Raw genomic sequence first — 13,905 nt, forward strand, 5'->3', positions numbered from 1 at the left:
AGTTTCCATTAATCTTAAGGTACGTAACTTCCGCGTTCAATAAAAGAAAAAGCTAACTTTGTCGCGGAAGGGAAGACAAACATAATGTATCTCAATTTTCCAGAATTATTCAGCGCTTGATGCAGATAGAAAAGAGTCCCGTTCGCATCTTTACGAACGGGACTCCTTTAAAATATTTCTTATAGTGGGATGATTCCCAATAGGACAGCTACCACTATCATGACAAGCGTCGATCCGCATGCCCATTTCAGGAAAGTGCGCTGCAATGCACCGAAATCTTCCCCTACCATTCCAACCAATAGATAAGTAGATGGAACAAGCGGGCTTAATAGATGGACAGGCAACCCTAAAAGAGAAGCTCTTCCAATCAAGGCAGGGTCAATTCCATAAGCGGCTCCCGCTTTAGCAAGTAATGGGAGTACACCATAATAAAAAGCGTCATTAGACATGAAGAACGTGAAAGGTGCTGAGATGACGGCTGTGATGACGGCAAAATGTGCACCCATTTGGTCTGGAATATGCTGAATCAAAGAGTTTGCCATGGCATCGACCATTTCCGTACCGGCAAGGATTCCAGTGAAGACACCTGCTGCAAAAATCATCGAAATTACAGATAATGCATTGTCCGCATAGTTTGCCACACGTTCTTTCTGATCACTGAGTTTCGGATAGTTAACCGTAATGGCAATCGCAAAACCTATCATGAACAGGACCGCTGAAGGCATAAGTTCCATGATCAGCGCAACCAATAGTGTAAGAGTCAATGCGTAATTGAATATTATCAATTTAGGACGTTTAAGATAAGCATCTTCCGTTGCAGCAGCTTGCTGTGCCATAACATGATAATCGACTTCGATGATCCCAATTCTCTTTCTTTCTTTTTTACCCAGGCAATATGCCATGAAAAGAACGAATAGGACTCCGCCAATCATCGCTGGAATGACAGGGGTGAAAACATCGGACATTTCAAGTTTTAAAGCGGTCATCACCCGTGCTGTAGGGCCTCCCCAAGGAAGAAGGTTCATGACTCCAGATGACGATACGGCAATACCGGCCAATACTAACGGTCTCATTCCAATCCGTTTATATAGCGGAAGCATGGCTGAAATCGTTATCATATATGTTGTCGTACCATCTCCATCCAAGGAAATCAGCAAAGCTAGGATTGCCGTACCGATGGCAATTTTCACTGGATCTCCTTTTACAACCTTAAGGATTGTATTGATGATCGGATCAAAAACGCCAGCATCGATCAAAATGCCAAAGAAAAGAATCGCAAATAAAATCATGATTCCCGTTGGCGCGACGTCTTTGATTCCTTCCAACGCCATCTCACCCATTTTACCGCCAAACCCACCAATAAGTGCAAAGGCACTTGGTACTGCAATCAAAGCTATCATGGCTGAAAGTCGCCCTGTCATAATTAAAATCATAAAAACTACTATCATCAAATATCCCAATAAAGCGAGCATATCTATCACTCCTAATCTTCTAATAAGTTAAATTGTATATGAAATCGCTTTATCTGTAAGCGTTTTCAATTTATTGTGTTTTAAAACTATTTTGTTAATTTTGTTCATTGTGTTCACGGAAGCACTTTTCCAGAGTGAACCGGACGCCATTTCCCGGGTTGAATGGCGGGTTCTTTAAGGAAAAGATATGATTATTAAACAAACAGTGACTAAATCTTTATGCAAGGCAGAGGCATCGTATTTATTCTTCAAATGATAAATTTGCCGGTCCATCCATTTTACCAAGGTAATTTTCCGCCTTGAATTGTTGCATCATCGTTGCAAATTCCTCCTTGGATTCCGCAGTGACGGATTTCAGGAAACCTGATGCCCGGCCTTTATGGAATGTCTCCCGGTCAATTCCCATTTTATAATTGAATGGATGACTCCCACTTAAATTCCATCCTTTTAATAATTGTTCGTTTTTCATCGTCATTTCCTCCTTTTGCAAGGTTAATTTACTTACGAGTTTCCGATATTGCCCTGGCGGCAGTTCATAATATTTCTTGAATGAACGAGTAAAGGATTCTTGTGTTTCAAAGCGGTAATATAAAGCAATGTCAATTATTTTTACATCCGTATAAAGCAGCATGTTTGCGGCATTGGCGATCCTTCGATATCGAATATATTCTGATACGGTCACGCCAACCTCCTTGTGAAAAATACGATGATAATGAAACTTCGAAAAACCTGCGAATCGTGCGATGTTCTCCAAGGACAATTCGTCTTGTAAGCTATTCTCTATATATTCAATCGTTTTTTGAATGATGGGACTGTATCTCATTTCCGAACCTCCTTAAGAATAAGATAACAGATTAAAACATCGTTTTTTTGACATATATTGCTTTTTTTGAAATCTTTCAAACCATGCATGCATAAAAAAACACCTCCATAATGAAGGTGTTTCAATTCATACTATTGAATTTTATAATATCTTCGCTCGGGTCTTCCCACTACCCCATATACGACTTCCGCTTTACATTTCTTTACGGATATCAAGTATTCCAGATAGCGTCTCGCGGTTGTCCTGGAAGCGCCGATCTGTCCGCTCACTTGCTCAGCCGACAAACCGATATCGCTTGCTTCGAGTACTTCGATCACTTTCGCCAAAGTGATTTCGTCGACGCCTTTCGGTAAGGCGGTCCCATCGTTCGTTTCCGAAACGGCAGATCCCTTTTTCAAAATGAGATCAACAAAATCCTGATCTATTTCTTGTTTGGATTTCATCAGATGCGCTTTCTTAAGATACTCTTCGATAACTTGGTTGAAGCGCTTCATTTCCACTGGTTTGATTAAATAATTCTCTACACCGTAGTGAAGCGCCTTTTCAAGTAGTTCTTTATCCGTTGCGGCGGTAATCATGATGATATCCACATTCGGGAATTTTTGCCGAATATCCGGAAGGAGGTCTGTACCAAGCTGATCTGGCATATATACATCAAGCAAAAGCAGATCAGGGCTTTTTTGTTCCAAAATCCGAAGCGTCTTTTTGGCATTGACAGCTTTTCCGACCACTTCTATTTCATCAAAGTTTTTCAAGAATTTTTCATGGATATCCGCTACACGAAAATCATCTTCTGCGATGACTGCTCTTATCTTCAGCATTCTTTCCCTCCTCTCTGTTCTTTAGGAAGATACACGGTGAATATGGTGTTTCCATCCTCACTTTGAACTTCGATGATGCCGCCCAGCTCTTTTACGACACGATCAGCATTCGAAAGTCCATAACCACTCGGACTTCCGCTGTTTTTCGAAGTGAAACCCCGATCGAAAATATGGGCGATTGCATCCTCAGGTATTCCTTTTCCGTTATCACTCACTTCAAATACCATATCATTTCCGATATCGGTGGCGAAAAATCTCACAAGGGGCTCCTCCATGCCTGAAACCGCTTCAAGTGCATTATCGATAATGTTGCCTAGAATCAATGTCAGCTGCGACAATTTTATATGATCCGGAAGTTTCTCTAGGTAACTTTGTGCGTCAATTTCAAAGAATATCTTCTTTTCCGATGCTTTCCCTATCTTACCAAGTAACAGGGCTTGTACCTTTGTATCCTTTATCTGTTCGAACACGACACGGTTAAGGGAATGCAATTCGGACGTTTCGCTTTGGATCATATCTATCGCTTCATCATATTCCCCTAATTGTATCAATCCGGATAAGACATATAGTTTATTGGTAAATTCATGGGTTTGTGCCCTTAAATCCTCTGAGTGCATCTTCACTTCCGATAATGTGTTGACCATTTCCTCAATTTCCGTTCGATCACGGAACGAAGCCACAACACCGCTTACGCCTTCACTATCGAAGATTGGCGTACAATTAACAATTACGGATTTATCTTTCCATGAAATCTCCTTATCTATTTGCGGTTTACCGGACTTCAACACTTCGAATAAATATTTCGAAGGAAATAGGCCATCAACGTTCAAATGGCGAACGGACTCTTTTATATCGAGCAATTTTTTCGCCGGCTGATTCATCGAGGTAATCAACCCATTTTGGTCAATGGCCAATATCCCTTCTTTCACCGATTGAAGCACTGCATTTTTTTCTTTATATAAATTGGCGATTTCAAAAGGTTCCAGCCCCAATGTATCTTTACGTATGCTCCTTGCCAGCATATAACTGCCAATGATCGATATCATGATGGCCACTAAAGTAACAATCATCTCTCTGGACAAATCCTTGAAAATTTGGGCGCGGACATCGTCCACTAAAAAACCGACCGAGACGATTCCAATAATTTTTCCATCCTCATTGAAAACCGGTGACTTTCCCCGAATGGAAAGACCCAGTGATCCAGCGGCTTCGGAAACATAATATTCACCATCCCGAATGGCCCTGCTATTATCTCCTCCTTCCATCCGCTTCCCAATTTCGGAAGCCAGAGGATGGGAATAGCGAATGCCCTCTTTATTCCCTACAACGATGAACTCAGCCCCTGTTTCCACGCGGATCTTTTCGACAATCGGCTGGATTGTGGCAGCGGGATCTTCCTTTTCAAAGGCCTCTGTAACTGTAGGCATGAAGCTAATCGTCTTTGAGAGTTCCAAAGCCAATTGACCTTTATCCTTCGCTATTTGCCTTCCTTCCATATAGGAAAAAGTAGTCGTCAATAAAAGGATCAAAAACAGGCTCAACGATAGGACCAACCCGAGAATCTTGGTTTCCAGCGATACTTTCCTCATATTCAACAGCATCCTCTATTTTCATTTTCATTCACTAAATTTTATAGGAGCATAATGATTTTACCATTTCTATTAAATATTGAACATTGTTGGCCGTTTATTTCGCCACAATCAAAAAGGAAAGAGCACCTGCCTCCAAAACAAGGGATAGTTTAACAAAAAAGGGAGGGGAAAATGAATTTCTTTAATCCTTTTCAATAGTCTATATGACCCTCTACTATCTGATATCGTTTCACCTGAGGTGCTGATCGGATTAGTTCTCAGTCTCCTATTAGACAAAACAATCATGGTGCGAAGTTCAAGGAGCAAATGATTTGCACCTTGTATTTCCTTTCCCTAGAGGGGTTGTTGACCGCTTTAGTTCGAAAAAAACCTAAAATGCTCAAAGGAGATCGTATGACCGACATCTCCTTTGAGCATTTTTCAAAAACAACTAAATGAATTGATTTGTCTTGTATCGATACCAAAAATTGTCCAGAACCTGCCATTCCATCTAAAGCCGGCAACAGAACGCGGACCGACGAAAATCGGGTAATACCAGAATCTCGCCCCATTGTTTAGCCAGATAAAAGTATTCCTGAACAGACAAAACGAAATGGCCCCTGGATCTACAGCAAATGTTGAAGCCGATTGTTGTTGAGGGATAAACGCTGGTGGTGGGGCTGTTGGTGCTTGCGAATACATCGGTGGTCCAGATTGACCTGGAAATTGAGGAGCACCTGGAAAGCCCGGTAGACCAGGAAACTGTCGTTCAAGGAAAACTTGATCTTCATAATGATACGTTGGGTACATATACATGGTCATTCACCTCTATATGATTGAATGTAATAATGTATGTTATATGACTTAAGGTGTTTGGGCTGCTGACAAATTGAAGGGGAATTGCAATTTATCTTCGAAAATAGAGAATATCGACGAAATCTACAGTTTTATCTCCGAAAATAGAGAATATCGACCAAACTTACAGTTTTATCTCCGAAAATTGGAATATATCGACGAAACTTACAGTTTTATCTCCGAAAATAGAGAATATCGACCAAACTTACAGTTTTATCTCCGAAAATTGGAATATATCGACCAAACTTACAGTTTTATCTCCGAAAATTGGAATATATCGACCAAACTTACAGTTTTATCTCCGAAAATTGGAATATATCGACCAAACTTACAGTTACCTTTTGAATCCGTTCCAAAGAATAATTCAAGTCAATATAACAGTCTCCATAAATAGAAGGTCGCATATGATTCCCAACCGGTCCACGCTTCCGATAGTTTCAGGATTTCCGCTTTCGTTGGTTTTGCTTCCGTTTCCATGACCAGCTTCATGGAATTATGGAGCCCGACGTCATCGATTGGAAAAGCTGCTGGAAAACGTAGACACCTCATCAGTACATAATTGGCTGTCCACGGACCTATTCCGCGTATTTTGGTCAGCATTTTTTCGGCAACTTTTACATCCTTTGCATTCAACAGCTTTTCTTTTGTAAGTTCACCGCGTACCATTAATTGTGCCACGTCAATTAAATATTCGCATTTCTTTACGGTCATTCTCATTTCCAAAAAATCTTCTACCGTTAAATTCGCAATCACATCAGGCGTCGGGAACAGCCAAAATCGTTTTCCTTCATATTCAACGGATGTCCCGAATTTCTCTACCAATCTCCGTTTCAAGGTATAGGCATAAGTCAAATTGATCTGCTGTCCAAGTATTCCCCAGGCAATGGCTTCAAATAAATCCGGAATGCCCATATTTCTTAAACCGAAGAATTTGTTTACCGGCTTTTGCAGTAAAGGGTCATTTTTGGCAAGCTCATAAAAAGGAAGCAGATTCGTTTCAAGATCGAACCAATGACGAATATATTGGGAAACAGTATCTTTTACATGTTTTTTCACCGGTGCAGTTCGTCCTGGAAATCGAACGGTCAGCTCCGTTTCGTTCATTGAACTGATTTCGACTAGAAGTGTCTCGTTATCGACAACAAGAGCACGATAAATCTTTTGATCAACAATTTCGAACATGCATTCATTTGAGGATCTTGATAAGTATTTAAGATTTTCCGCAAAACCAAACTCTTTTGGTGCACGAATTCTCAATTCAGTCATGCCTTCATCATTTGATAATGTCTCTTTCATTCTGCTCCTCCTTTAGCTTTATTCTAATAAAAAAATGAGTACGTTATCTTGCTCTTTCTTTCAAGCTTAGTGATGTTCCGGAAATTTCATCCAACCCCCTTATTTTAACAGAATGGCTCTAAAATGATTAATTACGTTATCTTGCTTTTATATTATCAAAATGTTTGTATATGAACCCTTTCTTGTATACTAAAAAGAGAGGTGAGTGTGATGAATCCGAAAAAGGCAGATATCCCGAATGATTATTGGAAAGCCATTATGGATTGTGATGCCGCATATGATGATCAATTTTTATACGGAGTAAAAACGACCGGCATCTTTTGCAGGCCTTCCTGTAAATCCAGGGTGCCGAATAAGGAAAACGTGAAGATTTTCAAAAATGCCATGATGGCTTTAGAGGATGATTTCCGGCCTTGTAAACGTTGTAAACCCGAAGGACTGAACTTGCCGACAGAAGAATGGGTTGAACAAATAGCCGAATGGATCGACACCCATTACAGCGAACCCCTCACATTGAATAGATTGGCGGATATTTCCCACGGCAGCCCCTATCATTTGCAAAGATCATTTAAGCGTGTGAAGGGGATATCGCCCACAGAATACATTCAACGGCTTCGCCTTGAAAAAGCAACGAGGCTCCTAGAAAACTCCGAACAGCCGATAAATGAAATAGGCTTGGCTGTCGGTTTCTCAAGCACACCCTATTTCATAACGCTATTCAAAAGGAGAATGGGGAATACACCTTCAGGATATCGGAAAGCTTATCACCAAAACTAAAGCCAAGGAGCGTGAACCAGATGAAGAATGTTAAACAACAAACCATTGACTGGGCCATATTACATTATGATACGTGGCAATTATATATCGCAAAGACGGAAAAAGGACTGTGCTATGTAGGCTCTCCGGGTCAATCGCATGAAGAACTGAAGTCTTGGATACAAAAACGCTTTCCAATGGCGAGCCTTGTTGAAAATGAAAAAGCACTAACACCCTATCTAAAAGAACTCCAAGAATATTTCGAAGGGAGCAGGCAGACTTTCTCTCTTCCCGCAGATGTAACAGGTACTCCCTTTCAACAAGAAATTTGGGCAGCATTGAATCAAATACCTTATGGAAAAACCTGTTCCTATTCCGATATTGCCCAAATCATCCAAAGACCTGCAGCTGTTCGGGCGGTCGGAACGGCCATTGGTGCCAATCCTGTTCTGATCACGGTGCCATGTCATCGGGTAATCGGAAAAAACGGGGCCATTACCGGTTACCGGGGAGGTACGGAGATGAAACAATATCTACTTCAATTGGAAGCACAACATCGTGAGGATGAATGAGGGGTGAGTTCAATCTGACCGAAAAAAAAGCATCCGGTCATGCGGATGCTTGCAAACTGCTTTTGACGTTCTCCAAGTTTTTCTAGTACCAAATGGTCACCGCTTTTTTATATGCATCACTATTAGGGATCGCATGTATCCCTTGCGCCTGTGCTTTGCGCGGGTCATAATCATATACCATTGGTGTATAGCACGAGGTCTGCCCTTTATTCACAACACCATTTCCCCCGGAACTGGCGCATGTATAGGCTTTACCATCAGTACTTCGGACGATCCTGGCATCCGCTTCATGGTTGTATACAGCGGGGCGTGTTACGGTCACTTTTGCCCAGGCGGTTTTACAGACAGTGCTGAATTTCAATTCTACGTACGAATTGGAATCGATCCATTTTTTATCCTTCGTTACCGCCGTACTTGCACAACTATTATAGTTAGGGCTTTTACCATCATAGGTGTGTGTTTCTGCCAGTGCCTGATCATTTCCAAATCCAAAATCAACAATGAACATCGACAGTGTCATCACTATCGATAAACCTATCATTTTAAGCTTTTTATTCAAATCATTCATCCTTTCGTTGCATAAAAGTAGATGAAGGCATTTCCTTTTTCATTAATACCAGCCGGTTTCACCTGCTGTATATGGCCAAAACGCGACCGCTTTTGCTTTCCGCGGATCTAAATCATATACCATTGGTGTATAGCACGTCGTTTGACCTTTATTTATTTCACCATTTCCTCCAGGAGATGCACAGCTAAATTGTTTATTATCAGTATTTCGAACAACCAATGCCGTTGCCTCCCCATCTGTTTTAGCCGGTCTGCTTAGAGTGATCTTTGCCCAAGCCGTTTTGCAAGTTGTGCTGAATTTCAACTCCAAATTGGCAGAACCTCCGTTGGCATAAATTTTCACGGACTTCTTCGTGACTGCGCTATTCGCACAACTATTGTAGTAAGGACTTTTTCCATCATAGGTGTGTGTTTCTGCTGATGCTTTGCTGGTAAATGAATCAAGGGAGCCAAAAAGGACTAAAAAAGCTACAAGAAATGAAATGCATAAAACCATTTTTTTCATTGTTTCACTCATCCCCTTAACAAAATTTATACACTGTTCATCTTACAATTTTGTAATATTCTTACAAGTGATAAATTCCCTAGATTATGAAAAACTACAGAAACCTCCTTAAACTTGCATCACGCTAGCACCCTTACAGTCTGGTATGTCTCGCTTTATCATTTAAATAACCGGATGGACAAAGTCATTATCCCTATGAGAAATTCAGGGAAATGAGAGATGAACTAAGGACATATGCGTATCACGTTGGGACAATACGAGCCAATAGGCTACCGTTGACCGGGAATGGTCACAGGCCGATATACATAATGTTTTTAACGGGATTCGATTTAGAAAAGCGAAAAACCCCAACAAAACAAGAATCGTTTCGTTGGGGCAATATTTTATCATTTAGCGGCGCCAGCACCTGGCTCCACCGATAAGTTTTCCCTGATCAATCTGATGATGCTTTCATAATAGGAAATCTCATGCGGCACGAACTCATCTCGCCCGACAAATCGATCGATTATCATCCTGCGGCCTTCTTGATTCATTTCAAATCCCTTAATGTTCACTTTTTCCTTCGCATCTGTCCAAAGCCCTTCAAAGTCATTCAGTACAACCTTCACCATCCCGGAAACCTCTTCTGGCTGCAAGGTGAAATCATCGAAGCTATGTGTACTTTCATATAGAAAGACGTTAGCCAGTTCTTTATCGATGAAATCTTCCTTCGTTTGATGGTATTCGATAATCCCTAACGGAACCAATTCGTTAAAGGAAATTTCAATGCCTATTTCTTCTTTTATTTCCCTTACTCCGTCATATACCGTTTCATGAGCCAGTAAATGCCCGGCAGCCGTAATATCCAATAGATTCGGATAATCTTTTTTCAGCGCACAGCGATGTTGAAGATATAGGTAATCCACCCCGGCTTCCCTACTAACGAACCAACACTGGAAAACCTCATGCCAATGTCCCATTCTATGTACTTCCTCACGCGTAGCCACGCCGATTTGAATGCGATTGGAATCGAATATTTTCAACATCTCAGTTTCCATGGAGCTTCACTCCTAGCCCTTTTTTATAAAAAACAGCTTAACTAGCTGCGTTTCTTCACCCTTTTTCTTTTCTCCAATTTTTCGGGTTTAAATAACCTTTATATTTAGCAGCCACTTCTTTCCCAACCAAAAGTGCACCTGCCCAGAACATGACTTCCGCAAAGACGATCGCACCTGTTATGACCCCCGCTTTAACAGCAGTCGAAAAAGGCGTAAAAGGTGCTATTACAGGAATGATCCAAGTGAGAAGGGAAATGATCAGGCAACCCATCCCTACTTTGTAAAACCTCGATTTCGTTACTTCCTTACTTTTTTTATCCAATTAAATAACCTCCGTCATGATGATATTCATTTGATTATTCTGCAAAACTTTCGACTTTCTAATCTACCATCTTGAATATATTCTTTTTTTATACGTTTGAATGTTGATTTTGTTTCATAAATATGAGAAATAAAGAAATCCAGTTGAGGAAAGTTTGGGAAAACCGAAGCAGTTATTTAATAAGGTATCCGGTTATAATAACGGTGAGTGGAGAAACTCATTGTATTCATTAGGATTGACTTTACTATTCTTAATGGATTTAATAATCTTATACATACTATTCTTTATAACACTTGCATGCCGGGAAAGGAAAATCCAATGTATATTGAATTCATTGCCACAACCATAGAAGATGCACTTTTAATCGAAAAATCGGGAGCAGACCGAATCGAGCTTGTCAGTGCTTTAGCCGAGGGGGGATTAACTCCAAGCCACGCCCTGATAGAAGCTGTCGTCAGCTCAGTAAAGATACCAGTCAACGTGATGGTAAGGCCTCATAGCCAGTCATTTTGTTATACTGAAAATGATTTGGGAATTATGAAAAAAGATATCCAAATCATTCGATCACTGGGAGCGAACGGGGTCGTATTGGGTGCATTAAATGAAAAAAATGAAATCAATCGACCATACCTCGAAGAGCTATTGACGGAATGTGAAGGTTTGGAGATTACGTTCCACCGAGCCATCGATGATACGTACGACCCAGTCCGTTCAGCTGAAATGCTAGCTCAATATCCAGAAATCACAACGATTTTGACCTCTGGTGGACACGGGGATTTCCCCAGCCGCATGAAAACCATTCAACAAATGAAAAGAGCCTGCGGCGACATAGCGATATTGGTGGGAAGCGGCTTAAACAAGGATAATATCCTTTCCATCGATTCCGAACTGCATACCGGTTACTATCATTTCGGTACGGCTGTTCGAAAAAATAACAGTATCATTGAAGGCGTTCAATTAGAAAAAGCTAGTGAAATCGTAAACATGCTGAAGAAATAATGTCGGAAAGGGACCGCTACTTTGGTCCCTTTTATGATGCAGATCTCTTTTTCTGTAAAAAGACTGAGTCCCAAAACCAAAAAATCAGGGCCGCGGATAGACTCATTGCATAGTAATCCTTTGTAGTTAAAACTTCCATGCTGAAGTCAAAGTTTAACACCGAACTATAAATGAATACAGCCACCAAAGAGAAAAAAACATAAAGGTATAAATAAACTAAATTGAATTTATTAGGATACTTATTGAAAAGGACCTGTACCGGAACAGCAAAAAATAAATAAGGGATAACCACATAAAAAGAAAACACGATAATGCCAGGCAGCCCCCAATTAGAACCCTCGCTAAAAATAACCAACACCGTAGAAAGCGATAGACAGGAAGAGACTAGACTAAAAAAATAATAAGGAATCACATCGCTAAGCTCCGATACCTTTACACTCAATTTCCAAGTTTCCATTTAAACCAGCACCTCGCTATAATGCAGACGGACCGCACAGCCTTCAATAATATAATGGGAATTTTTACATAATCATTATACTATATAACGCGGAGATGTTTTAATTTGGAGCGAAACAACGTGCCATTCGTGCCTGATTTTCAGCTCACAAAAAGAAGGTTGCCGCAGCAACCTCCCATCATGAAATTCCTTCAATCTTGGGCACCCCAGATTGATGAACAATAATCAATTTTTGTTAGCATCGGCAAAGTGACCCATCGCATCACACATGAATTTTGCTAAACCATCACCATATTGGTCGATATTTTTGGTGAAGCGTTGATCATCCACATACATTTGACCCAATCCTTTGAAAGCCTCCAATGAGTATGTTCCAAAGTTATTGTTCAAACAGTCATACCATTCTTTAATCGCTTCTTGTGCCTCCTCCGACTCGGGCGAGGCATTTCGCATTGACGCAAGTTTTATATAGATTTCCGATACAACTTTTTGTGCATCTTTGGACATGCCCGCCACTTTAGCTTTCGACTCATCGACAGCTTTATCCCCCCAAAGCTTGCGAGCTTCTTCTTCATATGAATTCTGGCTGAAGTCAAACCCTTCAAATTTTTCTTTATTCGTCATTTGAATTTCCCCTTTCATATGCTTAATCGATTTATCGACCGTGTTAATTAATTTATCAAGTTGATTGCGTTTCTCCAGTAACATTTTTTGATGTTGCCTTAACGCTTCTTGTTTATCAAACGAAGAGCTGCTTACCATTTGTTTGATTTCCTTTAATGGCATGCCGAGTTCCCTAAAAAACAGGATTTGCTGCAACATCTCAAGATTATCATTCGAATAAAGGCGATAACCCGAATCGGTTGTTTCCTCTGGCGATAATAACCCGATTTCATCATAATAATGCAGTGTCCGCACACTAATGCCAACTAAATCGGCCAGTTCTTTCACTTTCATTGCCACTGCCCTTTACCTCCTTTCGATATCATTTACTGTAAGGTATTACGCAACGTGAGAGTCAAATGGAAAACTTAAATTTTCACGCCCAATTTTAAAAGACGATCCTTCCTAATGAAGAATCGCATGTTAGTATTAAAATTCCTTTTACTCGTGAGTTTGATGCTTTTACTTGTGAATTTGGCTTTACTCGTGAGTTTGATGCTTTTACTCGGGAATTTGGCTTTACTCGTGAGTTTGGAGCTTTTACTCGTGAGTTTTGGCCTTTTACTCGTGAATTTGGAGCTTTTACTCGTTAGTTTGATGCTTTTACTCGTGAATTTGGCTTTACTCGTGAGTTTTGGCCTTTTACTCGTGAATTTGGAGCTTTTACTCGTGAATTTGATGCTTTTACTCGTGAGTTTGGCTTTACTCGTGAATTTGGAGCTTTTACTCGTGAGTTTGATGCTTTTACTCGTGAATTTGGCTTTACTCGTGAATTTGGAGCTTTTACTTGTGAATTGGGCTTTACTCGTGAATTTTGGCCAATTACTTGTGAGTTTGATGCTTTTACTCGTGAGTTTGATGCTTTTACTCGTGAGTTTTAGCCTTTTACTCGTGAGTTTGATGCTTTTACTCGTGAGTTTTAGCCTTTTACTCGTGAGTTTGGCTTTACTCGTTAGTTTGATGCTTTTACTCGTGAGTTTGGAGCTTTTACTCGTGAGTTTGGAGCTTTTACTCGTGAATTGGGCTTTACTCGTGAATTTTGGCCAATTACTCGTGAGTTCGATGCTTTTACTCATGAATTTGATGCTTTTACTCGTGAATTTGATGCTTTTACTCGTGAGTTTTGGCCTTTTACTCGTGAATTTGGAGCTTTTACTCGTGAATTAAACAATTTTCTTATCTATGAACT

15 protein-coding genes and 1 pseudogene are annotated in these 13,905 nt (G+C 40.4%); 4 read left to right on the plus strand and 12 right to left on the minus strand.

All coding sequences use genetic code 11. The annotated features are described in order from the left end of the window. Positions 1-179: 179 nt before the first annotated feature. The 6 genes and pseudogenes from QUF78_RS20935 to QUF78_RS20960 all read right to left on the minus strand — a co-directional run bounded on the left by QUF78_RS20935 (position 180) and on the right by QUF78_RS20960 (position 6,838). A complete protein-coding gene (locus QUF78_RS20935; protein ID WP_289326166.1) occupies positions 180-1,472 on the minus strand; it encodes a CitMHS family transporter in 1,293 nt (430 codons plus the stop codon). 277 nt (positions 1,473-1,749) lie between these two features. Further along, positions 1,750-2,295, minus strand: a pseudogene (locus QUF78_RS20940) (helix-turn-helix domain-containing protein); the annotation flags it as partial. Positions 2,296-2,426: 131 nt separating this feature from the next. After that, positions 2,427-3,116 (minus strand): response regulator, encoded by a 690-nt coding sequence (locus tag QUF78_RS20945; RefSeq protein ID WP_289326167.1) that lies wholly within the window; start codon positions 3,114-3,116, stop codon positions 2,427-2,429. Then, the gene (locus QUF78_RS20950; RefSeq protein WP_289326168.1) at positions 3,110-4,705 is read right to left on the minus strand and encodes an ATP-binding protein; all 1,596 of its coding nucleotides are present in this window, start codon (positions 4,703-4,705) and stop codon (positions 3,110-3,112) included. The genes QUF78_RS20945 and QUF78_RS20950 overlap by 7 nt, the downstream gene beginning before the upstream one ends. A 423-nt stretch (positions 4,706-5,128) precedes the next feature. Further along, entirely contained in the window at positions 5,129-5,503 is a 375-nt protein-coding gene (locus tag QUF78_RS20955; RefSeq protein ID WP_483313859.1) for a collagen-like protein, read from the minus strand. Between the two features lie 408 nt (positions 5,504-5,911). Next, entirely contained in the window at positions 5,912-6,838 is a 927-nt protein-coding gene (locus QUF78_RS20960) for a DNA-3-methyladenine glycosylase family protein (protein WP_289326169.1), read from the minus strand. Between the two features lie 210 nt (positions 6,839-7,048). Between QUF78_RS20960 and QUF78_RS20965 the strand changes: the two genes are divergently transcribed. Both QUF78_RS20965 and QUF78_RS20970 read left to right on the plus strand, forming a co-directional pair. Continuing rightward, positions 7,049-7,615, plus strand: a complete 567-nt coding sequence (locus QUF78_RS20965; protein ID WP_289326170.1) for a bifunctional transcriptional activator/DNA repair enzyme AdaA — start codon at positions 7,049-7,051, stop codon at positions 7,613-7,615. Between the two features lie 20 nt (positions 7,616-7,635). Then, positions 7,636-8,166, plus strand: a complete 531-nt coding sequence (locus QUF78_RS20970) for a methylated-DNA--[protein]-cysteine S-methyltransferase (protein ID WP_289326171.1) — start codon at positions 7,636-7,638, stop codon at positions 8,164-8,166. An 82-nt stretch (positions 8,167-8,248) separates the two neighbouring features. Here the strand turns inward: QUF78_RS20970 and QUF78_RS20975 are convergent, their stop codons facing one another. From QUF78_RS20975 to QUF78_RS20990, 4 genes are all read right to left on the minus strand, one after another. Continuing rightward, positions 8,249-8,734, minus strand: coding sequence for a DUF2690 domain-containing protein (locus QUF78_RS20975; RefSeq protein ID WP_370016170.1), 486 nt, complete (start codon positions 8,732-8,734; stop codon positions 8,249-8,251). A gap of 42 nt (positions 8,735-8,776) precedes the next feature. Continuing rightward, positions 8,777-9,238: a YjfA family protein gene (locus QUF78_RS20980; protein ID WP_289326172.1), complete on the minus strand. Its 462-nt coding sequence runs from the start codon at positions 9,236-9,238 to the stop codon at positions 8,777-8,779. Positions 9,239-9,624: 386 nt separating this feature from the next. Next, positions 9,625-10,275 (minus strand): NUDIX hydrolase, encoded by a 651-nt coding sequence (locus tag QUF78_RS20985; protein WP_289326173.1) that lies wholly within the window; start codon positions 10,273-10,275, stop codon positions 9,625-9,627. Between the two features lie 55 nt (positions 10,276-10,330). Continuing rightward, positions 10,331-10,597, minus strand: coding sequence for a transporter suffix domain-containing protein (locus QUF78_RS20990; RefSeq protein ID WP_370016172.1), 267 nt, complete (start codon positions 10,595-10,597; stop codon positions 10,331-10,333). A 318-nt stretch (positions 10,598-10,915) separates the two neighbouring features. Here QUF78_RS20990 and QUF78_RS20995 point away from each other — a divergent pair, with 318 nt between their 5' ends. After that, a complete protein-coding gene (locus QUF78_RS20995; protein WP_289326174.1) occupies positions 10,916-11,596 on the plus strand; it encodes a copper homeostasis protein CutC in 681 nt (226 codons plus the stop codon). A 31-nt stretch (positions 11,597-11,627) separates the two neighbouring features. Here QUF78_RS20995 and QUF78_RS21000 read toward each other — a convergent pair whose 3' ends face one another. Together QUF78_RS21000 and QUF78_RS21005 are read right to left on the minus strand one after the other, a co-directional pair. Then, complete coding sequence (locus QUF78_RS21000) at positions 11,628-12,053, minus strand: UPF0715 family protein (protein WP_289326175.1); 426 nt, start codon at positions 12,051-12,053, stop codon at positions 11,628-11,630. 225 nt (positions 12,054-12,278) lie between these two features. Beyond that, the gene (locus QUF78_RS21005) at positions 12,279-13,016 is read right to left on the minus strand and encodes a MerR family transcriptional regulator (protein WP_289326176.1); all 738 of its coding nucleotides are present in this window, start codon (positions 13,014-13,016) and stop codon (positions 12,279-12,281) included. 108 nt (positions 13,017-13,124) lie between these two features. Here QUF78_RS21005 and QUF78_RS21010 point away from each other — a divergent pair, with 108 nt between their 5' ends. Then, positions 13,125-13,883 carry a hypothetical protein gene (locus QUF78_RS21010; RefSeq protein ID WP_289326177.1) on the plus strand — a complete coding sequence of 253 codons (759 nt, stop codon included), beginning with the start codon at positions 13,125-13,127 and terminating at the stop codon, positions 13,881-13,883. Positions 13,884-13,905: the final 22 nt, after the last annotated feature.

The organism is Peribacillus sp. ACCC06369 (genome assembly GCF_030348945.1).
In the GTDB taxonomy this organism is placed as follows: Bacteria; Bacillota; Bacilli; order Bacillales; family DSM-1321; genus Peribacillus.